Annotated in this window: 20 protein-coding genes; 8 read left to right on the forward strand and 12 right to left on the reverse strand. The window is 73.8% G+C overall.

Annotated features, from left to right (window positions below; genetic code table 11):
* Window positions 1-17: 17 nt before the first annotated feature.
* From B056_RS0121660 to B056_RS0121670, 3 genes are all read left to right on the forward strand, one after another.
* Window positions 18-1,604 (forward strand): galactose oxidase-like domain-containing protein, encoded by a 1,587-nt coding sequence (locus tag B056_RS0121660; RefSeq protein WP_026239973.1) that lies wholly within the window; start codon window positions 18-20, stop codon window positions 1,602-1,604.
* Window positions 1,605-1,934: 330 nt separating this feature from the next.
* A complete protein-coding gene (locus B056_RS0121665; RefSeq protein WP_230203107.1) occupies window positions 1,935-2,927 on the forward strand; it encodes a glycoside hydrolase family 6 protein in 993 nt (330 codons plus the stop codon).
* Window positions 2,911-3,609: an SCO family protein gene (locus B056_RS0121670; RefSeq protein WP_018503961.1), complete on the forward strand. Its 699-nt coding sequence runs from the start codon at window positions 2,911-2,913 to the stop codon at window positions 3,607-3,609. The genes B056_RS0121665 and B056_RS0121670 overlap by 17 nt, the downstream gene beginning before the upstream one ends.
* 62 nt (window positions 3,610-3,671) lie before the next feature.
* On the opposite strand, the gene B056_RS0121675 is transcribed toward B056_RS0121670, so the two are convergent.
* On the reverse strand, window positions 3,672-4,577 hold the full coding sequence (locus B056_RS0121675; RefSeq protein WP_026239974.1) for a helix-turn-helix domain-containing protein: 906 nt from the start codon (window positions 4,575-4,577) through the stop codon (window positions 3,672-3,674).
* Complete coding sequence (locus B056_RS0121680) at window positions 4,577-5,341, reverse strand: DUF4184 family protein (protein ID WP_026239975.1); 765 nt, start codon at window positions 5,339-5,341, stop codon at window positions 4,577-4,579. The genes B056_RS0121675 and B056_RS0121680 overlap by 1 nt, the downstream gene beginning before the upstream one ends.
* 164 nt (window positions 5,342-5,505) lie before the next feature.
* On the opposite strand from B056_RS0121680, the gene B056_RS0121685 reads away from it, so the two are divergent.
* A complete protein-coding gene (locus B056_RS0121685; protein ID WP_018503964.1) occupies window positions 5,506-5,937 on the forward strand; it encodes a VOC family protein in 432 nt (143 codons plus the stop codon).
* 331 nt (window positions 5,938-6,268) lie between these two features.
* Window positions 6,269-7,141, forward strand: a complete 873-nt coding sequence (locus tag B056_RS0121690; RefSeq protein WP_051105702.1) for an SAM-dependent methyltransferase — start codon at window positions 6,269-6,271, stop codon at window positions 7,139-7,141.
* 5 nt (window positions 7,142-7,146) lie between these two features.
* Here B056_RS0121690 and B056_RS37510 read toward each other — a convergent pair whose 3' ends face one another.
* The 3 genes from B056_RS37510 to B056_RS0121705 all read right to left on the reverse strand — a co-directional run bounded on the left by B056_RS37510 (window position 7,147) and on the right by B056_RS0121705 (window position 10,565).
* Entirely contained in the window at window positions 7,147-8,856 is a 1,710-nt protein-coding gene (locus B056_RS37510) for a carboxylesterase/lipase family protein (RefSeq protein WP_018503966.1), read from the reverse strand.
* Window positions 8,857-9,375: 519 nt separating this feature from the next.
* Window positions 9,376-9,582 (reverse strand): developmental transcriptional regulator BldC, encoded by a 207-nt coding sequence (gene bldC / locus B056_RS0121700; protein WP_006540950.1) that lies wholly within the window; start codon window positions 9,580-9,582, stop codon window positions 9,376-9,378.
* 152 nt (window positions 9,583-9,734) lie between these two features.
* A complete protein-coding gene (locus tag B056_RS0121705) occupies window positions 9,735-10,565 on the reverse strand; it encodes a hypothetical protein (protein ID WP_018503967.1) in 831 nt (276 codons plus the stop codon).
* Window positions 10,566-10,961: 396 nt separating this feature from the next.
* On the opposite strand from B056_RS0121705, the gene B056_RS0121715 reads away from it, so the two are divergent.
* Together B056_RS0121715 and B056_RS0121720 are read left to right on the forward strand one after the other, a co-directional pair.
* Window positions 10,962-12,062 carry a Leu/Phe/Val dehydrogenase gene (locus B056_RS0121715; RefSeq protein ID WP_018503969.1) on the forward strand — a complete coding sequence of 367 codons (1,101 nt, stop codon included), beginning with the start codon at window positions 10,962-10,964 and terminating at the stop codon, window positions 12,060-12,062.
* Window positions 12,063-12,361: 299 nt separating this feature from the next.
* Entirely contained in the window at window positions 12,362-12,568 is a 207-nt protein-coding gene (locus B056_RS0121720) for a DUF3073 domain-containing protein (RefSeq protein ID WP_018503970.1), read from the forward strand.
* Between the two features lie 379 nt (window positions 12,569-12,947).
* Here B056_RS0121720 and purM read toward each other — a convergent pair whose 3' ends face one another.
* The 3 genes from purM to B056_RS0121735 all read right to left on the reverse strand — a co-directional run bounded on the left by purM (window position 12,948) and on the right by B056_RS0121735 (window position 17,117).
* Window positions 12,948-14,111: a phosphoribosylformylglycinamidine cyclo-ligase gene (gene purM, locus B056_RS0121725; RefSeq protein ID WP_018503971.1), complete on the reverse strand. Its 1,164-nt coding sequence runs from the start codon at window positions 14,109-14,111 to the stop codon at window positions 12,948-12,950.
* Window positions 14,105-16,039: an amidophosphoribosyltransferase gene (gene purF / locus B056_RS0121730; protein ID WP_018503972.1), complete on the reverse strand. Its 1,935-nt coding sequence runs from the start codon at window positions 16,037-16,039 to the stop codon at window positions 14,105-14,107. The genes purM and purF overlap by 7 nt, the downstream gene beginning before the upstream one ends.
* Window positions 16,040-16,322: 283 nt before the next feature.
* Window positions 16,323-17,117, reverse strand: coding sequence for a sterol carrier family protein (locus B056_RS0121735; protein WP_018503973.1), 795 nt, complete (start codon window positions 17,115-17,117; stop codon window positions 16,323-16,325).
* Window positions 17,118-17,297: 180 nt separating this feature from the next.
* On the opposite strand from B056_RS0121735, the gene B056_RS0121740 reads away from it, so the two are divergent.
* A complete protein-coding gene (locus B056_RS0121740) occupies window positions 17,298-21,005 on the forward strand; it encodes a sacsin N-terminal ATP-binding-like domain-containing protein (RefSeq protein ID WP_026239977.1) in 3,708 nt (1,235 codons plus the stop codon).
* Window positions 21,006-21,116: 111 nt separating this feature from the next.
* Here B056_RS0121740 and B056_RS0121745 read toward each other — a convergent pair whose 3' ends face one another.
* From B056_RS0121745 to B056_RS0121760, 4 genes are all read right to left on the reverse strand, one after another.
* On the reverse strand, window positions 21,117-21,392 hold the full coding sequence (locus B056_RS0121745) for a DUF2530 domain-containing protein (RefSeq protein WP_035752302.1): 276 nt from the start codon (window positions 21,390-21,392) through the stop codon (window positions 21,117-21,119).
* 67 nt (window positions 21,393-21,459) lie between these two features.
* Window positions 21,460-22,410 carry a sulfotransferase family protein gene (locus B056_RS0121750; protein ID WP_020572630.1) on the reverse strand — a complete coding sequence of 317 codons (951 nt, stop codon included), beginning with the start codon at window positions 22,408-22,410 and terminating at the stop codon, window positions 21,460-21,462.
* A 210-nt stretch (window positions 22,411-22,620) separates the two neighbouring features.
* A complete protein-coding gene (locus B056_RS0121755) occupies window positions 22,621-23,211 on the reverse strand; it encodes a flavin reductase family protein (RefSeq protein WP_018503977.1) in 591 nt (196 codons plus the stop codon).
* Window positions 23,208-23,801 (reverse strand): NADPH-dependent FMN reductase, encoded by a 594-nt coding sequence (locus B056_RS0121760; RefSeq protein ID WP_018503978.1) that lies wholly within the window; start codon window positions 23,799-23,801, stop codon window positions 23,208-23,210. Before B056_RS0121760 ends, B056_RS0121755 begins: the two co-directional genes overlap by 4 nt.
* Window positions 23,802-23,821: the final 20 nt, after the last annotated feature.

Consider the following 23,821-nt stretch of genomic DNA (forward strand, 5'->3'; position numbering starts at 1 on the left):
GAGAATCTGATGGGACGATGAAAATAATCAGCGGGCCGCGTCGGTGGCGAGTGGTCCAGGTCTGCTGCCTCGCCATTGTCATCGTGGCCGGGAACGGCCCGTTCCTGAACGCCTGGGCGACTGACAAGTACGACACCTGGCGCTCGCACCAGCCGGACTACATGAGCGAGTACGGCCGCTGGGACATCGTCGCCGACCCCGGTTCACGCTCCATCCACGCGGCTATGCTGCGCACCGGGAAGATTCTGCTGCTGGCCGGCTCGGGAAACAACCAGGCCAACTTCGACGCGAAGCGCTTCGAGACCATCCTGTGGGATCCGGTCGCCAACACCTTCAAGCAGATCTACACCCCGTGGGACGTCTTCTGCGCCGGCCAGGCGTTTCTCCCGAGCGGTGACCTGCTCATCGCCGGCGGTACGAAGAAGTACGAGGTCCTCCCCCAGGACTCGCCGGACGGCAAGAAGCAGGAGTACCAGGGGCTCAAGGACAGCTACACGTTCAATCCGCAGACGGAGCGGTACGAGAAGACCGGCGACCTGAACTTCGCCAGGTGGTACCCGACGCTGGTCACTCTGGCCAGTGGCCAGGTGGTCGCGGTCTCCGGCCTGAACGACAAGGGCGACATCGACCCGGGCAACACGGAGTGGTTCGACCAGGCGAACCGCACGTGGATCCACAACGAGGGGCTGGTCAAGGAGTTCCCGACGTACCCGTCGCTGCTGCTCGCCGGGGACGGGCGGTTGTTCTTCTCCGGCGCGAACGCCGGTTACGGGCCGGCCTCGTTGGAAGCCCGCCAGCCCGGATTCTGGAGCCTCACCGACGGTACGTTCCAGGCAGTTCCGGGTCTGCCCCAGCCGGAGATCAACGAGACCGCGGGAACGGTGCTGCTGCCGCCGGCCCAGGAACAGCGGGTGATGTTCGTCGCCGGCGGCGGCGTGGGCGACACCCAGGTGGCCACCGCCCGCACCGCCATAGTCGACCTGGACGACCCGAACCCGCACTACGTGCAGGGGCCGAACACCACCGTCGCGAAGCGGTACCCGGGTGTCGTCGTCCTGCCGGACGACACCGTGCTCGTCTCCGGCGGCTCCACCGCCTACCGGCAGAAGGACACCCAGACGGCGGAGCTCTACCACCCGGACACGAACACCTTCACCCCGGCCGCCGATCCGCTCGTCGGCCGGGACTACCACTCGAGCTATCTGCTGATGCCCGACGGCCGGGTGGCGGTTTTCGGTTCGAATCCGCTGAGCGACGACAACTTCTTCGAGACCCGGATCGAGATCTACAGTCCGCCGTACATGTATCAGGGTGAGCGGCCGGTCATCAAGACCGCGCCGACCTCGGTGACCCGCGGCACCACAATCGATCTGGGTGTCTCGCAGGATGTTTCCAAGGTCCGCCTGATCCGGCCGGGCGCCTACACGCACGTGACCGACACCGAGCAGCGCTCGGTGGCCCTCCCCGTGGTCAGCCAGGCGAACGGCAAGGTAACGGTGAGTGTTCCCGACAACGCCAACCTGCTCCCGCCGGACTGGTACATGCTCTTCGTCGACAACGGCAAGAACATTCCGTCCGTCGCCACCTGGGTGCAGGTCCAGTGAGCCCACACCCCCACCATTCGGGCCAGCCGGACGGTCAGTACTAGCCTGGGACGGGTTCAATCGGCGCAGCGCAGGCGTCTGGCCCGGCCGGCTGGATCACGGGAGCCTGGATCGCGGGAGCAAGGGGGATGCCGGGTGACCGTCCGGGCGGAAGACGGCAACGGACCGAAGCCGCGATGGCGCGAGCTTCGGGACCGGCCAGGTCGGCCGGGTCGGCCAGGCCGCACCCGCCTGCGGCGCCGGGCCTGTGCCGCCGGGGCGACGGCGGCCGCGGTGCTCGCCCTCGCCGCCTGCGGCGGGGGCTCGAACCCCACTCCGGTAACACCCTCTGTGGCCGTAACCACACCGGACGTCCCGACCGGTCCGCTGACAGCGGTCGGACCGAACTGTCCGGCCGGCGACCCGGCCGGCGCCCAGCGGCCGGCCGAGTCCGCCTCCTCCCCCGATCCGGCTCCGGCGGCGCCCTTCCTCATCGACCGCAACAGCCAGGCGGCCGAGGAGGCGAACCGCGACCCGGCCCGTGCCCAGGCCATCGCGCCGCTGGTCAACACCCCCACCGCGTTCCCGGTCGGCGACTGGCTGCGGGACGTGTCCGGCGAGGTCCGCACGCGCGTCTCCGCCAGCCGCGACACCGGCACGACCGCGATCTTCATGATCTACGCGATTCCGCACCGCGACGCGGGTGCCGGACACTCCGCCGGCGGCCTGCCCAACGCCGACGCCTACCGGACGTTCACCCGCCAGGTCGCCGGCGCGATCAGTGACGCCCGCGCGGTCGTCGTCCTCGAGCCGGACTCGCTCGGCCAGATGGACAGCCTGCCCGCCGACCAGCAGGCCGAGCGCTACGCGCTGCTCAACGACGCGGTCGGCGTCTACGGCGCGCTGCCCAACACCAGCGTCTACCTGGACGGCGCGAACTGCGGCTGGACGGCCGCCCCGGTGATCGCCGATCGGCTCCTGCGAGCCGGGGTGAAGGGCGCCCGCGGCTTCGCGGTCAACGTGTCGAACTACTACCGGACCGCGGACGAGACGGCCCGCGGCGAGGTCGTCTCGGCGCTGACCGGCGGCACCCACTTCGTGGTCGACACCTCCCGCAACGGGCAGGGCCCCGCCGACGGGATCCAGGACCCGTGGTGCAACCCTCCGGGACGCGGCCTGGGGGCCGCCCCGACGATCGAGACCGGCTCACCGCATGCCGACGCCTTCCTCTGGATCAAAACCCCGGGTGCGAGCGACGGCGAGTGCGGACGCGGCGACCCCGTGGCCGGCGCCTGGTGGCAGCAGCAGGCAGAGGAGCTGGTCCGCCTTGCGGCGACCGGCTGAGCGGCACGGGCAGCGGGGGCGGGCGTCCACTGGCCTGGCCTGCGCCGGGACGGCGACCCTGCTGCTGTTCACCGGGGTGGCCTGCGGTTCCGGGGACGGCGGCTCGTCCAGCCCGGCCGTGGTCGATCTCAGCGAGGTCGGCGGGGCGGCCGGAGTACGTGGTGTGTCCCTCGGTACCCCCGTCGCGAAGCCCACCACGACGCTGGTCGACACCGCCGGGGCTCCGTTCGACCTGCGGACGGACCAGGCGACCGCCGGCCGGGTCACGCTGGTGTTCTTCGGGTTCACCAACTGCCCCGACATCTGCCCGACGACCATGGCCGACCTGGACGCGGCGCTGGAGAGCATCCCCGCGGCCGACCGCGACCGGATCCGGGTCGTGTTCGTCTCGACCGACCCGGACCGCGACACCGCACCGGTCATCCGCCACTGGCTGGACCAGTTCGACGCGTCCTTCATCGGCCTGACCGGCACCTGGCCGCACATCAAGGAGTTCGCCGACGCGCTGGACGTGGCGATCGAACCGGCGGTACGCGAGGCCGACGGCACGGTGAACGTGACACACAGCGCGCAGGTGACCGCGTTCGGCCCGGACGGCACCGCCCGGGTCGCCTACCTGACGGGCACCTCGGTGGCCGACTACGCCCACGACCTGCCGTTGCTGATCCGCGGCGAGACCTGACCCGCGCCTGACGACCAGGCGACGCCTGGCGGCCGGGCGACGGTGCGACCCGAAGGCCCGGCCTATTTCGTCCCGATGTTCTCCGCCCGCGCCCGTCGACCGGTCGCCGGGTAGCCCGCCTCCTCCGCGAGCCAACGGCTCGGCGGCGCCCCGGCCAGCGCGCGGAACTCGCGGGCCAGGTGCGCCTGGTCGAAGTACCCGCAACCGGCCGCCAGATCCGCCAGGGCCAGTTCCCCCGGGCCTCCGGCACCCGCCACGGCCGCGGCCCGGCGACCGAGCAGGCGACGGGCATGATCGAAACGGATGACCCTGGCCGCCGCCTTCGGGGTCAGGCCGATCTCGGTTCTGAACCGCGTCCGCAGGTGGCGGGTGCTCCAGCCGACCTCGGCCGCCAACTCCACCACCGGGACGGAGCCTCGGGCACGCTCCAGCATCGCCCATGCCTCGGCGATCTCCGGATCGACCGCGGACACCCGGTGACCGGACCGTCGGGACAGGATGTCGTCCAGCACCGCGAATGTTCCCGCCCAACCGGAAGCCGCCCGCATCCGCTCCCGCGCCTCCTCGCACACACGACCGAGGACCGCGTCCGCCGGAAGATCGTGCTGGGCGAGCTCGCCCGCCGGCAGGCCGAGCAGCGCCCGCGCGCCGAGCGGCCGCAGCGCGACCTGCACTCCCGACTGGGCGCCGTCGTGTGCGATCAGCGCAGGCGAGGTGTGCAGCCCCCCGAGCAGGGTGTCGTAGCCGCCCGGCGCCTGGCGGGGATCGGGATGCCCGACGACCGTCAGTGGCTCGTCCAGGGTGAAGATCAACGTGAGGTACGGCGAGGGCAGGCCGCGGTGCAGGGCGGGCGCGAGCCCACGCTGGCGGTAGCCGCTGTACCAGGCGATGTACGGGCGCAACGCGGGCACCGGCGCCGCGCGGACGTACTCGTCCACCACCGCGAGCGGGTCAGCTGGCCTGGCCATCACTCCAGTGTGCGTCCCGATGCCCACCGACCGTCGGCCTGGGGCCCGCGGTTCGCCGCCTGCCAGCCGGCGGCGATCAGGAACAGGCCCACCACCAACGCGATCACGCCGGTGACGACGCCGCGGAAGGCGACCGCGTGCAGCCCGCGCGACGCCTGCGCCAGGCCGACGACGGCGCCGGTCCCCGCCGCCAGGGCCACCACCGCCGGAAGGACCGCCGCTTCCGCCGAATGCCGCCGCGGCCGTCGTGGCCCTCGTGGCAGCGCCCGCAGGTGGACGACGACCGCCGCCGCGACCACGATCAGCCCGGCCGCGCCCATGCCGTACTGGAGCCATTTGAAGCCGGGCAGGGCGCCGTGCTCGGCGCGCAGCCAGGCCACCTGACGGACACCCCATCGATTCTCGTGGGTAAAGGCGTCCCAACCCGTGTGCGTCAGGCCCCCGACGACCGCGGCCACCGGGGCCAGCAGCCACTGACGTCCCGTGGGCCGGGCCCGGGGCGGCAGCCGCAGCCTGACCGGATCCGGAGCCAGGTCGAGCAGGGCGTCGCGGGCCAGGCAGAACCAGATCCCCAACGCGGCCAGGGAGAGCAGGGGGACGAAGGTCACGACACCGAGCAGGCTGTGGCTGAGGTGGTACATCGCCGACCAGCCGAGGAAAACCGGTACGTCCGGAACCATCGACCCGGCCACCAGCGCGCTCATCGGCAGCCCGAGCCGCCGCAACGGCAGCACCGCGGCGGGATGACTCAACGTGAAAGGCACCGGTCTCCTTTCGGGCAGGGCGGCCGAGCGGTCCCGGTGGACCGCCCACCATGCCAGTTCCGAAACGTCCAAGCCTGGGGGGCCAGGCCCGGCGGATCGTCGGCCGGGCCTGGCCCGTCCCGGGTCCGCTGACGATCAGGCTACGGAGAGGACATGAACTACTCATGAGCGATGTGAAGGCACCACCGCCCCAGGTCTGGCCGACGCTGCGCGCCCGCGACGCGCGGGCGCTGATCGCCTTCCTCACCGAGGCGTTCGGCTTCGAGGAGGTCGTCTCGTACGGACCCGCCGACCACGGCGGGTCCGGCGACCGGGTGGACCACGCCGAGCTCGCCTGGCCGGCGGGCGGCGGCGTCATGCTCGGCTCGACCCGTGACGACCCCGACGACCCGTGTGGCCTCCAACCGGGCAGCTTCGGCGCCTACGTGGTGACAGCGGAACCGGACGCCCTGTGCGCCCGGGCCAGGGCCGCGGGGGCACAGATCACCATGGAACCGCATGACACCGACTACGGGTCACGGGACTTCGCCGCCCGTGACCCCGAGGGCAACAGCTGGTCGTTCGGGACCTACCCCGGCGCGCCCCGCCGGGCCTGACCTGGAGCAAGGTCCGGGCCGGCGGATCGGGATCAATCGGTCTGTTGGTCCCCCCAACGACACATTGGACGCGGCAAGTGTCCGAGTTCGACATAATCGCGGCAAGTGCCCTCCACACATCGTGCCAACACCAGCACGGTGCGCGGTCTCCGGTACCGGCTCAGGTGGTGTTCGCTCGGGCGGCTCCCGACCGGCACGATCACCGACGAGTGGGTTCCGGGCGTCGCGGCCCCCGGCGACCGGTCCTCGCGTGACCGGTCGCGGGCGGTCCGCGGAGAGCACCCGTCTGGGCGACGGCGGCCAGGCATGACTGCGACACCCGGAGGCGGGGATGGACGAGGCCACGCGTGCTGCGGTGAGATGGCCGACGCACCGAAGCACACCCCCGGTGGACCTGCGCACCGACATCCCGCATTCCGCCCGGATGTACGACTACTTCCTCGGCGGCAAGGACAACTTCCCCGCCGATCGCGAAGCGGCCGAACACCTGCTGGCGGTCTACCCGGCGACCAGGACGACCGCGGTGCAGGGCCGGGCGTTCATGACGAGGGCCGTCCGCCATCTGGCCCGCGACGCCGGGATCCACCAGTTCCTCGACATCGGGACGGGCATCCCGACCAGCTCCAACCTGCACGAGACGGCGCAGGCGGCCGTCCCCGCGGCCCGGGTCCTGTACGTCGACAACGACCCGATCGTCCTGTCGCACGCCCGCGCCCTGCTGACGAGCACCCCGCGCGGCCGGACGGCCTACCTGGACGCGGACCTGCTCGATCCCGGCAGGATCATCCGTTCCGCCGAGCTGCGCGACACCTTCGACCTCGACCGGCCCGTCGCGCTGTCCCTGTTCTCGATCCTGCATTTCGTGCCGGACGACCAGGACCCGGCGGGCATCGTCCGGGAGCTGCTCGGGGCCCTCGCCCCGGGCAGCTACCTGGCGATCACCCACGCCACCGGGGATTTCGTGGCCCCGGAGGTCGCCGAGCTCGGCACCACGATCTACCAGGACCGCGGGATCCCCTTCCAGCCGCGCTCCCACGCCGAGATCACCGCGTTGCTCGACGGCCTCGAACCGGTGGCGCCCGGGCTCGTCCCGGTGCACCGCTGGCATCCGGAAGACGAGGGGGAAGAGCGACTCGCGGACGCCGAGGTGAGCAGCTACGGGGCGATCGCCCGCAAACCCCCGCCCGGCTCCCCGCCGGACTGAGGTGGTCAGCCCCAGATGTCGCAGTGGTGCGCCGCGGCGTAGCCGGAGCGCGCCACCAGCACACCCGGCTCAAGGGCCAGCCGGTCCGGAACCGTCGAGTTCCATTCTCCCGGCCAGGGCGGCCAGGCCGGGAGCACCCGCTCCCCGGACCCCATACCGACGGCCCCGGCGGGCGGCGTGTTCGGATCACCGGTGGCGGCGAACCGGGTCCAGTAGTCGACCATCGCCGCGGACAGCGCGCGCTCCCCGGCGGTCGCCCCCGGCCGCGGCGCGTCCGAGGCGGCGGAGCGGAACAGGTACGGCAGCTCCCCGGCGTGGGTGGCGCCCGTGGCCACCCCGTCGGTCACCGGCCCGAGGCCCGGGACGTCGAACTCGTACAGGAACGTCCGACCGGGCCCGACGCCCCCCGGCCCGGACCCGGACCCCGACCCGGCCCCGGGCTGCCCGCTGGGCTGGCTGAACAGGTCGGCGGAGTGCGCGGTCGGGCAGGCGAAGACCCGGTCCGTGATCACCTGCGCGAGCCGTTCGCGGGCGGGGACGACCCCGGGCGGGTAGGCCGCGAGGACGGCGTCCGCCCGGTCGGGGATCTCCGCCCGGACGATCTGCGCGAACCGTTCGTCGGTGAGCTCCCCACCGGAGTCGTAGCTGGCGGTGAAGGCCCGCCCCTCGTCGCGCACCGTCCCGAGCAGGACGGACACCCCGGCCGCGGAGCCGGCGGCGACGGCGTCCACCGGAGGGCGGGGAAGCGTCCGGCTGCCGACCACCGGTGCCCAGGTCGGAGCGGTCAGGATGTCCGACTGCCCGGAGCCGCCGACGATCTGCTCCACCGGCCGCGCCCGCAGGCAGTCGAGCACCCCGGCGGGGTCCGCGCAGCCCATCCGGGCGGCGAACTGCTGGCCTGTTCCCTCGGCCGTGGCCATGGTCGGCAGCGGCCACTGGCACGGCCCGCTCTGCATGACCGCCCGCTGGAACAGTCCGTGCGCGGACGGCGCCGCCAGCAGCCCGCAGACGTTCACCGAGCCCGCGGACTCCCCGAAGATCGTCACGTTGTTCTGGTCCCCGCCGAAGGCGGCGGCGTTCGCCCGCACCCAGCGCAGCGCGGCGATGAGGTCCGCCAGCGAGTACGAGCCCGCGTCACCGCCGGACTCGGCGTTCAGCGCCGGCAGCGCGAGCTGGCCGAGCGCGCCGAGTCGGTAGTTCACGCCCACGAGCAGGGCGGGCCCGCCGGCCGCGAGCGCGGACAGGTCCGCCTCGTTGGCCGATCCGGTGACAAAGCCGCCGCCGTGGATCCACACCAGCACCGGCAGCCCCGTACCGGTCGCCCGGGGCGCGCCGGCCGGCATGCTCACGTTCACGAACAGGCAGTCCTCGCTGGCGGCGCCGGCCAGCGGCCCTTCCTGCGGGCAGGGACGGCCGCGCACGGAACCGTCCCGCACGCCGTTCCAGGGGGCCGCCTGGGCGGGCGGCCGCCAGCGCAGCGCGCCGACCGGCGGCGCCGCGTAGGGAAGACCGAAGAAGGACACCACCGGGCCCTCGGTGACACCGCGGACCTCGCCGCCGGTGGTCCGCACGACCGGCTCGGCCGTCGGCACCACCCCGCCGCCACCCGCCGCGCCACCGCCCGCTGCCACGCCGGTGCCCGCACCGGACGCACCGGGGCGGCCCCCGGCCTCGCCGCCACCGCAGGCCGGGCACAGGACCGCCAGCAGCACCACGGTGAGAAAGACCAGGACGGCACCTGGCGTTCGGGCTCGCGGACCACGTCGACCCACGGCCCGGCCGCCGGCTGTTCCCACCATGCGAACAGCCTCATGGGCGCCGGCGGGCCATGCAAGATCGCGCATGGCCCCAGGCTCCCGTACTACCTGCCACGCAGGACATCGAGCCCACGCGACCTGGCACACACCATCCGGGTCGGCATGGCGAAAACCGAGCCGGCATGGCGAGACGCCGTCCCCAGCCGCCCTCCCAAGCCGCTGTTCCCGCTGGTCCCGCGGGTGCGTGCGCAGCCGCGAGGCGAGCTGGAACGAACGAAACCGACGGACAGCGTGGGTGCCGCCCGTCGGTTTCGACACGTGAACCACCACCGCCCTCCCGGAGCGGTGGAGAGTTCAGGCATATGGGACGTCCGCTCAGCAGGCGGGTCCGGCCGTCGGGTTGTTCGCCCGGCCGGGCAGCCACCGAACGCCTGGTGTTACCAGGACGCCGCCATCAGCGCCGACTCGGCGCGGTTATCAGATGTCACTTCCGATGCTCGGAACTCCCTTCAGCAGGGCACGCACCTCCGCCTCGCGGTACCGGCGGTGACCGCCCAGCGTCCGGATCGAGGTCAGCTTTCCGGCCTTGGCCCACCGGGTCACGGTCTTCGGGTCCACCCGAAACATCGTGGCTACCTCGGCGGGCGTCAGCAGCGGCTCGGCATCCGGCGTTCTCGTCGTCATTGCGTTGGCCTCCCGTCACAGAGCGTCGCTCCGTCCCATACAGATCGTGCATCCTTCGGGGGCATTTCGGACATGGCACGTCAGGACCATCTGCTGACTAGTCACAGCTCGTCCGAAGCGGAGGGCAACGCTCTGCTAACAGGCGGCGCCGATCAACTGGCGGATTCCCGTGACTGCAGGGGTCTCCACCTGATCAGCACTCGTTCGTACGCCTCGACCGCAAGGTCTGTTCGCCCACGGCGTAACGCACTGACCGCCTCGACGATGTCCTCGACGGATGTGTCCCGCCGCAGCATGTCGTCGTCCAGCAGGTCAACTAGCCCGTCGTAGTCCAGTTCGACCCTGCTCTGCGGATGGAAGGACCCCAGCCAACGGGCCAGTTCGGCGACGCCCTCGATCGCGGGGGCGTCGGTGTTCGCCGCCCGGAGGGTCTCCATCGCCTCCACCGCGCGGCCGACCCGGCGGCGGGCGAGGCTCATCGTGGTCCGGTAGACCATGGACCGGTCGGCGCTGTCGCCGGTGACCAACGCCCGCTCCCCCGGGTCGAACAGCACGAACCAGGTCGGCGGCACCATCCAGGTGCAGGTCTGGACATAAATCTTGATCTCGGGCCGGCGGGCCTTCCAGCGGTCGAGCTCGGTCTCGGCCGGGTCCACCAGCCGGCGCGGGAGGAAGGCCTCGGCGACCCGCTCCGGCATCAGCCCGCGGAACTCCATCGCCGCCTGCCACACCCGCAGCTGTGTCGACCACGGGCAGACGAACATCAGGCCGTCCGCCCACTGGACGAAGGCGGACTCGTCGGCGACGTCCAGCGACGGCCGGACGGTCGCCACCAGCGCGACGACCCGCTCGCGCCGGGCGCCCGCGCGCCGCGACGGCGGCCCCGAGGCCGCGTACCGCTGCCAACGGACGCGGTCCGGGGGCGGGAACGCGGCCAATGGCTCATAGACCCGCAGGTAGGCGGCGGGTGAGACGACAGCCACGCTAGACACCGGCCTCGACGGCGGCGTCACCCGCGATGCCCGCCGACGACGGGAACTCCACGGACGCCGACCCCCCGCGGAGGACCGGAACAGGTGCGGACATGCCCCTGGATCCTGGCATGCCTCCGATCCTGGCACGGACCACGGGCGTGGCGGGCCCGGCGGCGATGAGAGGTCGGGCAACCCTGGTGATCTGCCCGGTGAGGCCTGGTGCGGCCGGGTACCGCCACACCGCCCCGCAACCCCGCCGGTCCCCCTCCCGGGCCGGCCCGGGCCGCACGAGAGGAGCCCCGCGGGCCGGGCCCGTAATGTTCGCCGCAGCGGCCGGCGGGAGCCCGCCGCGCAGCGGGCTCGCGGGCCGTCGGCTCGCCGAGCCGTCCGGAGGGAGGCTCGGTCATGTCAGCGGTGGTCGGCACGTCCACGGGAGTCTCGTCGGTGTTCGAGGCCGGCGCGGAGCACGAGCAGGTGGTGTTCTGCTCCGACCGGGCCACCGGCCTGCGCGCCGTGATCGCCATCTACTCGACCGCGCTGGGGCCGGCGCTGGGCGGAACCCGGTTCCACACCTACCCGGACGAGGCGTCCGCGCTCGCCGACGCCCTCGCGCTCTCCCGGGCGATGGCCTACAAGGCGGCCTGCGCGGGCCTGGACCTCGGCGGCGGCAAGGCGGTCATCCTGGGCGACCCGGCCCGGGACAAGACCGAGGCGCTGCTGCGCGCCTACGGACGCTTCATCGCCTCCCTGGGCGGCCGCTACGTGACGGCCTGCGACGTCGGGACGTACGTCGAGGACATGGACACCGTCGCCAGGGAGACCCGCTGGGTCACCGGCCGGTCGCCGGCGCACGGCGGCTCGGGCGACTCCGGCGTCCTGACCGCGTACGGCGTCTTCGAGGGCATGCGCGCCAGCGCCCGGCACCGATGGGGGACGCCCTCGCTCGCCGGGCGCCGGGTCGCCGTCAGCGGGGTCGGCAAGGTCGGCCTGCGCCTCGTGGGGCACCTGGTGGAGGAGGGGGCGACCGTTCTGGCCGGGGACACCGATCCGGGCGCCCTGCGGCGACTGGGGGCCCGCCATCCCGACGTCCGGCTGGTGGCCGACCCCGACGAGCTCCTGCGGGCCGAGGTCGACATCTACGCGCCGTGCGCGCTGGGCGGGGTGCTCACCGACGAGACCGTGCCCGCGCTGCGCGCGGAGATCGTCTGCGGCGGGGCGAACAACCAGCTGGCCCACCCGGGCGTGGACAAGGTCCTGGCCGACGCGGGCGTGCTGTACGCGCCCGACTTCGTGGTCAACGCCGGCGGCCTGATCCAGGTGGCGGACGAGATCGAGGGGTACTCCCCGGAACGGGCCAGGGCCCGGGCCGCCCGGATCTTCGACACGGCGCTGGACATCTTCCGGCTCGCCGAGGCGGAGGGGGTGACCCCGGCGGTGGCCGCGGGGCGGTTCGCCGAGCGCCGGATGACCGACATCGGCCGACTGCGGGGCATCCTGCTGCCCTGACCGGCACCGGCGGACCCGCCCGGAATCCGCGTGCCGGCAGGCTTTTCCCACCCCGGAAGCCGTGAGACCGGGCACACCGGCCAGCGGGCGCGCGGGCCCGCCGCGGCGCCCGCGCACCCGTCGCCAGGGGAGTCCCGGGACCGTTCGCGGGGGTCAGATGATCTCCGCCGTGTTGTCCGACGACAGGTAACTGTCGGGTTGGCGTGCCGAGTAGGCTGCGATCCCTGTAGTCTCGGGAAGCACGAGACAGTGAGAGCACCGGGGCGGGTCCCCGTCGTCATGTTCGAGGGGGTCGAGCCATGGGGCGCGGCCGAGCGAAGGCCAAGCAGACGAAAGTCGCCCGCGAGCTCAAGTACAACTCGCCCACTATGGATCTCGACCGGTTGAAGGCGGATCTGGGCGCGGGTACTACGCGGGAGACCGAGAGCGACGAACCGTACTCGGATGACGACTACGGTTACGACGCCTACCTGGACGATGAGGACGAGCACCGCTCGTCCCGTTGAACCCGGGGCTGCCCCGGCCGGCGCCGGGCCTCCGGGATTTCCGGGGACCGGTTGCGACCACCTGTCGCCAGGTGGTCGTTCATGTCGGCAGCAGGTCGAGTCCGGTACGCCCGCCTCGTGCGGGCACACCGGGCGCCGAACCGAACAGGGCGGAACTGTCGGTGTCCCGTCCTAGAGTCTCAGAGGTCAGGATCTTCCCGACCGAGGAGCCTCCCATGCCAGTGATGGCTGGACGCCCGCGCGGTTGCCCCCGCGGGCGGATGCCGGTACGGGTTCGTGCGCACCCCCGACCATCCGGGCCACAACGAGCCTGGTCGCGACAAGCCGGTCCACGACCGGCCGGCCCGCGACGAGCGGGCCGGTGGCCGGGCCAACCGGGTCAGGGATGAGCGCCCACCAGGCGCGCCGCGCCGTCCGCTTCGGCTTCTCCGGGCAGCGGCTCGACCCGCCCGGCGACCCAGGCGGCGACGCCACGGTCAGCCAGCGTCCGCACCACTGCCCCGGCATCGGCGGGCGCGACGACCGCGACCATTCCGACCCCCTGGTTGAACGTGGCCTCCATGTCGGCCTCACTCACCCCGCCGCGCTCGGCGAGCAGGCCGAACACGGCCGGCGGAGCCCAGGTCGACCGTTCCACGACGGCGGCCGTCCCCGGTGGGATCACCCGGGCCAGGTTCGCCGCGAGACCGCCGCCGGTGATGTGGGCGAAGGCGTGCACCTCCGCCGCCTCGATGACGGCCAGGCAGTCCCGGGCGTAGATACGGGTGGGCGTGAGCAACGCCTGCCCGAGGGTCGTCCCCAGGGCTTCCTCGTGCCGCGCCAGCGCCGCCCGACCCGCCACGGAGACCCCTCCGGGCTGGTCAGGCTCGACCGGACCGAACAGGATGTGTCTTACCAGCGAGAAACCGTTGGAGTGGAGACCGGATGACCCCATCGCGACCACCACGTCCCCCGGCCGGACCAGCTCCGGCCCGAGCACGGCGTCGGCCTCGACGACCCCGACCCCCGTCGCGGCCAGGTCGTAGTCGTCGATTCCCATGAGGCCGGGGTGTTCCGCGGTCTCGCCACCCACCAGGGCGCACCCGGCCTGCTCGCAGCCGGCGGCGATCCCGGCGACGATCGAGGCGATCCGCGCCGGCTCGAGGGAGCCACAGGCGATGTAGTCGAGTAGGAACAGCGGCTCCGCGCCGCAGACGACCAGGTCGTCGACCACCATGGCGACCAGGTCGATGCCCACCGTGTCGTGGACGTCCATCGCCCTGGCCAGGGCGATCTTCGTGCCCACGCCGTCGGTGGACGAGGCGAGCAGCGGGCGCCGGTAGCGGGCCACGTCCAGCGCGAACAGGCCCGCGAAGCCACCGAGTGACCCCACGACCTCGGGTCGGGTGGCACGGGCGACGTGCTGGCGCATGAGCTGAACGGCCCGGTCGCCGGCCTCGACGTCGACCCCGGCGTCCCGGTAGGAGACCGAGCGTCCCCCGGTGTCGCCGCCCCGACCGCCGGCCTCCGCGGCCGGCCCGGATCCGTCGGTGTGCCTCACCACCGCGCGCTGCCCAGCGGTGCGCCGTCCACTGCCACCCCGTTCGCCGTCATCCCGTTCGTGGCCGCTCCGTTCGTGGCCGCTCCGTTCGTCGGCACCCCGTCGGCCGGGGCGCCGTCCACCGGCACGGCGTCGGCCCGTGCCCCGTTCGCCGCTGTTCCGTTCGCGGTGGTTCCGTTAGCCCTCGTCCCGTTCGCGTGCGCGACGGCGACGTCCCGGGCGGGTTCGCGCGGGACGGGTTCCACGTCGAGGTCGTGGTTGTCGGGGGACGGGTCCGCGCCGTTCATGCCCAGGGTCACCCGCTCCCGGAGGGCCTGCGCGATGACCTCCTCCGTGGTCTGCGGGCCGAACGGCTCCAGCCGGTACTTGCCGAGCTTGTCCGCGTCGGCCAGCGGAACCGGGTAGACGCCGTCGAAGCAGGCCCGGCACAGCGCGTCGGCCGGCTGCCCGGAGGCCTCCACCAGCTCGTCCAGGGAGACGTAGGCGAGTGAGTCGGCACCCAGCGACCGCCTGATGTCCTCCACCCCGAGGCCGCTGGCGATCAGCTCGTCGCGGGTGGCGAAGTCGATGCCGTAGAAACAGGGCCACCGCACCGGGGGAGACGAGATCCGCACGTGCACCTCGGTCGCCCCGGCCTCGCGCAGCATCCGCACCAGCGCCCGCTGGGTGTTGCCGCGCACGATCGAATCGTCCACGACGACGAGCCGGCGGCCCTCGATGACGTCGCGCAACGGATTCAGCTTGAGCCGGATGCCCCGCTGGCGGATGGTCTGCGACGGCTGGATGAACGTCCGTCCGACGTAGGAGTTCTTGACCAGGCCCTCACCGAACGGGATGCCGGACGCCTCGGCGAAACCGACCGCGGCCGGCACGCCGGACTGCGGGACCGGGATCACCAGGTCGGCCTCGGCCGGTGCCTCCCGGGCCAGCCGCCGGCCCACCTCGACCCGGGTGGCGTGCACCGACCGGCCGCCGATCGACGTGTCCGGGCGGGCGAGGTAGACGTACTCGAACAGGCAGACATGCCGGTCGGCCTGGGCGAACGTGAGCGAGCGCGGGCCGTCCGCGTCGATGACGACGAACTCGCCGGGCTCGATCTCGCGGACGAAGCGGGCGCCCACGATGTCGAGCGCCGCGGTCTCACTGGCGACGATCCACGCGCCCTCCGGCCGGTCGTCGAGCCGGCCCAGCACCAGCGGATGGATGCCGTGCGGGTCGCGCGCCGCGTACAGGGTCGAGGCGTCCGCGAACGCCAGCGAGAAGGCGCCCGCCAGCCGGGGCAGGACGTCCAGCGCGGCATCGACCAGGGTCGGGCCGGGATGCGCGGCGAGCATCGCGGTGATCAGGTCGGAGTCGGTGGTGGCGCCCTGGCCGCCGACGCTGTCGCCGAGCGATCCGGCCAGCTCGACGATGTTCGTCAGGTTGCCGTTGTGGCCGAGCGCGATCGGCCCGCCGAACCCCGCCGTCCGGTAGGACGGCTGGGCGTTCTCCCAGGTGGACGAGCCGGTGGTCGAGTACCGGGTGTGCCCGACGGCCACGTGCCCCGACAGGCTGGACAGGGTGATCTCGTCGAAGACCTGGGCGACCAGGCCCAGCTCCTTGAACACGACGACGGTGCGGCCGTCGCCGACCGCCATCCCGGCCGCCTCCTGGCCGCGGTGCTGGAGGGCGTAGAGGCCGTAGTAGGTGAGGTTCGCCACGTCCTCCCCGGGCGCCCAGACACCGAAGACGCCACAGGCGTCGCGCGGGCCCGGATCGTCGTCGAGGAGATCGCTGTCGTGCGGACCGCCGGGGAGGTCACGGGGGTCGCCGGGGAGGTCACGAAGGAGAGAACCGTCGCGACGGCGGCCGTCGCGGGACTGCGGCGGGCGGCGGACGGACGTCGACTCCCGGCGAGCTGCGGGGTCGTCGCTGTGGGCGACGTGTGGCACCAGGTCTCCTAGAGAGGTCAGGGTGACCGAGATGTCGGGAGGAACGGGTCGGGTTCAAGGCGATGTCGTGACACCCCCGGGCACGACGACGCTCACATCAACCGACAGTCACGGGAAGCACCCCGGGACCACCCGACGTTCACGCCCGCCCTCGACTCCCCACATAACCAACGCTAGCAGCGGGGACGCCGATCGGCCGGTCGAGCGCGATCTCCCCCGTCACGCGACACAGAGGTCACGGAGAAAACACGACAAACACGCACACCGGCGCGCCCCATCGCGATCAGGTGAGCAGCGGCAGCAGGAAGCGCAGGTCGGCCCGCTCACCGCTGGCGCGGATCCGGCCGTCGGCGAGCGCCGTCCCCCAGGCCAGCCGGCCCGTCGCCACCAGGACGAACGCGGCCGGGTCGGCCTCGACGACGTTCGGCGGGGTACCGCGGGTGTGCCGCGGCCCCTCGACGATCTGTACGGCGGCGAAAGGGGGCACCCGCAGTTCCACGGCGTGCCCCGGAGCACGCTGGGCGAGCGTCGACGTGAACAGCCGCACGACGGCCTTCAGCGCGGGGCGGGCCGGGGGCACGCCCAGGTCCAGGCCGTGGACGACCGCCTCCACCACCCGGGTGAGCAGAAACTCACCCAGCGACGGGGGCCCACCCGGGGTGATCACCGGACGGTCGGCGATCCCGTCCGGTGGGACGCGGGCCAGGTCCGCCGCGGCTGCCGTGACGGCGGCGCGGAAGGCCGCGCGCACCGCCTCCGGCGCCGGTCCCCCGGCCGGGTCGGGCGCCGGGTCGGCGCGCAGCGCGGCGCTCAGGGCGAGCGCGGAGTGCGCGATGTGCGTCACGAGCTCTGCGGTCGTCCAGCCGGGCAGCGCGCTCGGGGCCGCGAACGCCTCGTCGGGGAGCCCGTCGAGGCGGTCGGAGATCGCCTTCCACTGCTCCTCCAGGGCACCCGGCAGCGCCGGATCGAAGCCCGCCGCGCCGCCGCGCCCCCCGCGCCGCGCCGGCCCGCCCCGCCCCGCGCGCCCCCGCGCACCGCCGTCCCGCGGACCGCCGTCCCGCCCATCGCCTCGTGTCACCGGACCGGTCTCCCCTCTCCCCGCCCGCGGCTCCCCCGGTCGCCGCTGTCCCACCGCCACCCCACCACCGGCCAACACGGCGGTCGCGGGCGGCGGGCCGCCGCCCGGGTGGCGTCGTTCGGGGCTCCGGCCGCGGCACCCCTGCCGCTCGCCCGTCCCGCCGCGGACGAGGATGAGGCCGTGGATGCCACCCCGTTCGACACCGCGGCGCTTCGGGCACGTGTCATCGAGGCGTGGGCCGCCTCCGCGAGCCGCTTCCGGGAGGACGCGAACGCCGAGGAGGACGCCGCGCTCGGCGCCTACCGGGACCGCCTGCTCGTCGAGCTCCTCCAGAACGCGGTCGACGCCGCGGCCGCCGCCGGTGTGCCGGCAAAGGTACACATCCGGCTCACGGCGGAGCGGCACCCGCACGGCGGCCCGGGCGGGCTGCTCGAGGTGGCGAACACCGGTGCCCCGCTGACCGCGGCCGGCGTCGAGGCCCTGTCGACACTGCGGGCGTCCGCGAAGCGCGACGTGCGGGCCGTCGGCCGCTTCGGCGCCGGCTTCGCCGCGGTCCTCGCCGTGACGGACACGCCGTCGATCATCTCCAGGGTGCCCTCGGGCGCGGGATGGCGCGGGGTGGAGTGGTCGCGCGGGCGCACCGCCGACCTGGTCGTCGCGACGGGCGCGGACGCGCTGCGCCGCGAGCTCGACCGCCGCGCCGGCGCGGTGCCCGTCCTGCGCCTGCCCTTCGACCTCACCGGGACGGCGTCCGGGCCCGGCGACGGGTTCGACACCGTTGTCCGGCTGCCGCTGCGAGACCCGGCGGCGGCGGCCACGGCACGCGAGCTCATCGCCGCGTTCGACCCCACGCTGCCCCTCGTGCTGCCCGGACTCGAGGAGATCGTCGTCGAGGTGGACGGCGACGTCCGGACCCACCGGTGCGCCTGGGAGCCGGCGCGGCCCGGGCCGGACGGAACCGATCTCGAGATCGCCACCGTCGACGGCACCCGGTGGCTCGGCTGTGTCCGCCGCGGCTCGATCCCGCCCGGGCTGCTCGCCGACCGCCCGGTCGAGGAACGGGACCGGACCACCTACAACGCCCGGGTGATGATCCCGGACGGCGGCTGGCCCGCCGAGGTGGCGCGGGTGGTGCGGGCACCGCAGCCGACCGACGAGGCCGTCGGCCTGCCCGCGCTGATCAGCGTCGACCTGCCGCTCGACCCGTCCCGACGGCACACCGTGTCCGGGCCGCTGCGGGACTGGCTCACCGACCGGCTCGCCGACACGGTCGTCGCGCTGGCCACCCATCTCGCCACCGCCGACCTCGCCACCATTAATCCGGCCACCGATAACCCGGCCGCCGGTAATCCGGCCACCGACCGACTGGCCGCCGGCCATCCGGTGCCCGATCCCCTCAGCGTCCTGGACCTGGTGCCGACCGGGCTGCCCCGCGGCGAGGTGGACGGCCGGCTGCGCGACCACCTGCTCGCGCTGCTGCCGGACGCCCCCGTCCTGCCCGGCGGCCGCCGCGGCCGGGACTGCCTCGTCCTGGACCTCGGCCCGGCCACCGACGCCGTCACCGACCTGCTGCGCGCGGGTGCCGACCCGGACCCGGGCCTGGACCCGACTACGGCCACGGACCTGACGGACCCGGAGCTGACCGACCTCGGCGCGCCGGGGCGGGCCGGCGGGTCCGCGGCCGACGACGCGGTGCTCGACGGGCTGCTGCCGGCCGAGTTCGCCACCCGGCGCCGCCGGCCCGCCCTCGACCTGCTGGGCGTCCGCCGGCTGGACACCGGGGCGGTCGTCGAGGTCCTGCGCGGCCTGCGGCGGGCGCCGTCCTGGTGGGCCGGGCTGTACCCGCTGTTGCTGACCGCGCCCGACCGGGACGCGCTGGGCGCGCTGCCGGTGCCGGTCGTGGTCGTGCCCGACGCCGACGACCTCGGCCCCCCGCCCGCCTTCGCCGGCGCCGATCCGTCCACCGGGACCGGACCGGACGGGGATGGAACGGCTCCGGAGACACCGCTCAGTCGGATGGTCACCGGGCCGCGCGGCGCGCTGCTGCCCACTCCCGATCTGGATGTGGTGGCCCTGGCCCGTTCCGGGCTGCCACTGCGCGTCGTCCATCCCGACGCGTGCGCGGGCCCGGCCCGCGACGCGCTGCGGACCCTGGGCGCCGCGGAGGGCACACCGCCCGGGGTGCTGCGGGACCCGGCGGTGCGCGAGGCCGTCACCCAGGCCGACCCCGACGACGACCCCGCCGAGCTGGACGCCCTCGGCGCCGCCGTGCTCGCGCTGGTCCGCGCGATCGTCCCGCACGAGCACACCGCTCACCCGGAGCGGGAGACGTCCACCCTGGCCCACCCGGAGCAGGAGACGTCCGCCCTGCCGTCGTGGCTGGGTGGGCTGCTGCTCCCGGAACAGGGCGGTGGCTTCGCGCCCGCGTCCGAGCTGGTCATCACCGATGGACCACTCGACCGTCTGCTCGCCGAGGACGCGCCGTTCGGTGCCCTGGACCGACGGCTGAGCGCCATCTGGCCGGACCATGTTCTCGAAGCCGTCGGTGTCCTGCGGACCTTCGGAGTCCTGTACGCGTCGGACGTGACCGTCGATCCGGACGAGCCCGTGCTGTTCGAGCTGGACGACAGCGACACCTGGGCGGACGACGTCCACGACCGCGCCGACCAGGCGGGGGAAGCGGGAGCGCACGGCCTGCCTGGGGCACCGCGGGTGGTGCGGCACTTCGCGGCCGTCCGCGACCTTGAGCTCGTCGACCCGGACGCCTGGCCCGAGGCACTCGCGGAACTCGCCCGGCCGCCCCTGCGCCAGGTGGTCCTCGGCGCGGAGCCGTCGTACACCCGCTGGTGGCTGGCCCGGCACGCGCTGCTGCCGGTGGACGGGGACCCGGACACCCGGCTCCCCCCGGGCGAGCTCGTCCTGCCCGGCGCCGACCCGCTGCTGACCGGCCTGTTCGCGCCGGCCGCGCCGCTGCCGGGCGTGGACCCGGAGCTGCTGCGCCGGCTCGGCTGCCGGCTCACCCTCGACGACGTGCTCACCGACCCGGACGCGGTCATCGACCTGTTGGACCGGCTCGGCGACGCCGACCGCGGGATCGGCTGGCCGGCGGCCCGGACGCTCTACCTGGCCGCAGTGAGCGCGGCCGGCCTGCTCGGCACCGACCCGTCCGGCGCGGTCGGCCCACGGCTCGACCCGCCGCTGACCGTGCGCACCCCCACCGGGGTGTTCCGCTCCGCCGACGTGGTGGTCGTGGACGCGCCGGACCTGCTCGAGGTGATCGGCGCCGACCGTCCCGCGCTGCGACTGCCACTGGACCGCGCCGCCGAGGCCGCGCACGTGCTCGGGCTGCGGCTCGCCTCCGAGCTGTCCGACTTCGCCGTACTGGACGAATCCGCTGGACCGGCCGAGTCCGCCGCACTGGATCGGTCAGCTGGACCGGGCGGGTCCGCTGTTCTGGTCGACAGCGCCGCCCGGGCCGGCTGCGCCACGGCGGACGGCCCCGTGACGAGGACCGTCATGGTGGCCGGCAACGCGGTCGTCGTCGGGAGCGCCGCTCCGGCCGGGGGCACGGACACCCCGGACCCGCTCGACGGGGTGGACCTGGCCGCGGTGCCCGGCGCCGCCCGTCCACTCGTCGCGCGCTACCGGGTCCACCCCGAACTGTGGACAGCGAGCCTGGACGGCGGGCGGGTCCGGGTCCCGTGGCGGGTGGTCGGCGGCATCGGCGGTGAGATCCACGTCGACGCCGAGGCCGGCACGGACGCGCTCGCCCGGGCGCTGGCCTGGCGGGCCGGCCGGTGGGAGCGCCGGCATGGACTGGCCGCCGCGCTGCGGGACCCCGACGGCGCCGGCCGCCGCCAGGCCGAGGACGACCTCGACGATCTCTGACCCCCGGCCCTCGCCCGGTGGCGGGCACCGCCCGGTCGTACCACCGAACGGACGCGGTGCCCAGTCGGCCGTTGCGCTCAGTCGGCCGTTGCGCTCAGTCGGCCGTTACGCTCAGTCGGCCGCGGTGGAGGCGGCGGCCGCGCGCAGCCGGTTCCGGCGCCGCACCACGACCCACAGGCCCATGAGCCCGAGCCCGAAACCGACCGCCGCCGTCGCGATCCACCAGAGCCGGCCGTCCGCCCGCAGGTCGTCAGCGAACGGGATCATGACCAGCAGGGCGATCAGCCACAGGACGGTGCCGACCGCGACGGAGCGGACGCCGTCGTAGGGCAGCGGACGCAGTTCCGCCACATCCGGCTCGGCCTGGTCACCCGCTTGTGTGCTCATCCGGGCCGACGCTACCGCCTTCGGACCCCCGGTCCACCGCCAACGGGTCAGCGGCCGGCGACGTGGGTCAGCGGCCGGCGGTCAGGGGGAGGTCACCACGGTCGAGCCACTGCGCGAACGAGGATCCCGTCAGCTCGCCGAGCAGGGCGATGTCGTCCCGGAACCGGTCGAGAACGTGTTCCCGCAGGCCGGGCGGTGGCGGCGGGCCCGGCCGGAGGGCGCGCCGCAGCTCCGCCAGCGCGGCGTCCAGCGGATCGACGGCGGTCGGCGCCGCCCTGACGACACGCGCCGTGCCGGGCTCGATCGTCGCCGGCATGAAGATCCGGTTGTCGCAGCCGAACCCGGCCGCCGGGTCTACCGCCCCGACGAACCCGCAGACGCGACGCAGGACGGCCGCGGGTTCGAGCACCAGGTCCCGGTACCGCACCAGCAGCACCTGGCTGGGCGGAAACAGGGTGTACAACCGCCGTAACTGGACGCCGTACCGGCCGAGCTCGGCGTACCGCCACCGACGGCCCCACCCGGCCGCGGCCCGCTCCTCCTCGGCGTCGAGCGCCTCGACCAGGGTCGGCAACGGCTCCAGCCCGGCCCCGCGGTGCGCGAGCCAGTCCGCGTAGGCGCGTTCCACCGGATCGCGCAGCACGGCGATCATCCGCAGGTACGGCAGGAGCTCGTGCATCCGCCGCTGGGCGGAGAACTCCGCGAGGTAGTAGGAAGTGCTCTCACCGCGCGGACGGCGCCCGTCGCCCCCCCGAAACAACGCCTCGTAGTCCGCGAGACACCAGATGTAGTTCTCGGTGGTCAGACCGGCGGTGCCGCCGGGACTGCCGGGGCTGGCGTCGCGATCGCCGCCCGAGCCAGGGAGGTCGGCGTCGTCCCGGGGGCGTCCGGAGGTCAGGAAGTAGCCCGGTTCCGCCACGGGGGACATCGCCAGGCCCAGGTGGCGGGTGAGCGCGGCATGCAGGCTCGACGTCCCGGCTTCCGGAGCCCCGATGACGATGAAATCAGGCAGCGCCACGCCGGCCCCCTCCTCCGGGCGAAAACACACGCGCACCGAACACTCTAGCCCACATTCTTCACCAATTAAGTGAAGAATTGGCCGGCGCGCGGCCCGAGTGTGGCGACCAGGTGAGTCTATGGACTCATTCAGTCGCCACACTTCGCCGGAGTTCCCCCCGACTCCGGGGCCGGGGGTTTATGGGGGTTTTTGCTGGGGTTTGGGGTTGGGTTAGTCGTGGGGGCTGGGGTGGATGGTGCCGTAGGTGCCGTTGTGGTAAACGAGGGGGCGGGACTGGCCGTGGGAGCGGGTTTCCAGGACTTCGGCGATCACCAGGTGGTGATCGCCGGCGTCGAGGCGGGAGTGGATACGGGTTCGTAGCCACACGGCCGCGTCCACCAGCAGCGGCTCGCCGGTCGGCAGGCGGCGCCAGCGGGTCGGCTCCGCGAACCGGTCGATGCCCGAGGTCGCGAACCGCGCGGCGAGCTCCTGCTGGCCGTCCGAAAGCAGGTGGACGACGAGGGTGTCGGTGGCGAGCAGCGCCGGCGCGCTCGACGACGTCGCGGACAGCGACAGCGACAGCAGCGGCGGATCCGCGGACAGGGACGCGACCGAGGTCGCGGTGAAGCCGACCGGACCCCGGGGGCCGGTCATCGTCACCACGGTGACCCCCGCCGCGTGCCGGCGGAACGCACTGCGCAGCGCCGCCGGGTCAACCGGCTGGGCCGACCGCGGCTGGGCCGACTGCGACTGGGCCGGGTCCGCCGACCGCGGCTGGGCCGGCTGGGCCGAGGGGTCGCGGCCGAGGGTTTCGAGCGTCATCGAGCTGACTCCACGAGGTCGTTCTCCACCCGGACGTCCCGGGCGAAAAGCTCCGTCCCGGTGTGGGCGGCGACGCTGGCGCGGAGCACTGACGCGTACGAGACGACCCAGGAGTCGACCACGATGTCCAGGTCCGGCAGCTGCTCCTCGATCACCGCGAACGACCGGGCGGGGACGGTCGCGCCCAGCTCCACGAGGACCGGGCGCAGGTAGAGCTCCCCGGCCACCGAGTGGTCAGGTGCCGCCGAGATGACCACCGGTACGGCGGTCGCTCCCCGCAGCGCCCCACCGGGCAGCAGGTCCAGGAACGACTTGAGCAGCCCGGTGTAGCTGCCCTTGTAGACCGGCGACGCGACGACCAGCAGATCCGCCTCGGCCGCGGTCCTGAGGGCCGCGGCGACCCGGCCGTCGTCGGCGAAGAGGTGCCGCGCCAGCGTGGAGAGGTCGATGATCTCCGTGCTCACGACCGGCAGCTCATCGGTGATCCGCTCGGCGAGGAAGCGGGCGAGAGTCAGCGTCCGGGAGCCTGGCCTGGGGTTGCCGATGATCAGGACGAGGCGCGGCGAAGCGGAGGAGGTGCTCTGAGGCATGTGCGGCCTTCCGATCAGGA

It is taken from the genome of Parafrankia discariae (assembly GCF_000373365.1).
Lineage (GTDB): Bacteria > Actinomycetota > Actinomycetes > Frankiales > Frankiaceae > Parafrankia > Parafrankia discariae.

Coding starts and splice junctions, on each gene's coding strand:
- B056_RS0121760 (WP_018503978.1), bottom strand. CDS start 23,801: ATGCCTCAGAGCACCTCCTCCGCTTCGCCGCGCCTCGTCCTGATCATC.
- B056_RS0121720 (WP_018503970.1), top strand. CDS start 12,362: ATGGGGCGCGGCCGAGCGAAGGCCAAGCAGACGAAAGTCGCCCGCGAG.
- B056_RS0121685 (WP_018503964.1), top strand. CDS start 5,506: ATGAGCGATGTGAAGGCACCACCGCCCCAGGTCTGGCCGACGCTGCGC.
- bldC (WP_006540950.1), bottom strand. CDS start 9,582: ATGACGACGAGAACGCCGGATGCCGAGCCGCTGCTGACGCCCGCCGAG.
- B056_RS0121660 (WP_026239973.1), top strand. CDS start 18: ATGAAAATAATCAGCGGGCCGCGTCGGTGGCGAGTGGTCCAGGTCTGC.
- B056_RS0121675 (WP_026239974.1), bottom strand. CDS start 4,577: ATGGCCAGGCCAGCTGACCCGCTCGCGGTGGTGGACGAGTACGTCCGC.
- B056_RS0121715 (WP_018503969.1), top strand. CDS start 10,962: ATGTCAGCGGTGGTCGGCACGTCCACGGGAGTCTCGTCGGTGTTCGAG.
- B056_RS0121745 (WP_035752302.1), bottom strand. CDS start 21,392: ATGAGCACACAAGCGGGTGACCAGGCCGAGCCGGATGTGGCGGAACTG.
- B056_RS0121690 (WP_051105702.1), top strand. CDS start 6,269: ATGGACGAGGCCACGCGTGCTGCGGTGAGATGGCCGACGCACCGAAGC.
- B056_RS0121755 (WP_018503977.1), bottom strand. CDS start 23,211: ATGACGCTCGAAACCCTCGGCCGCGACCCCTCGGCCCAGCCGGCCCAG.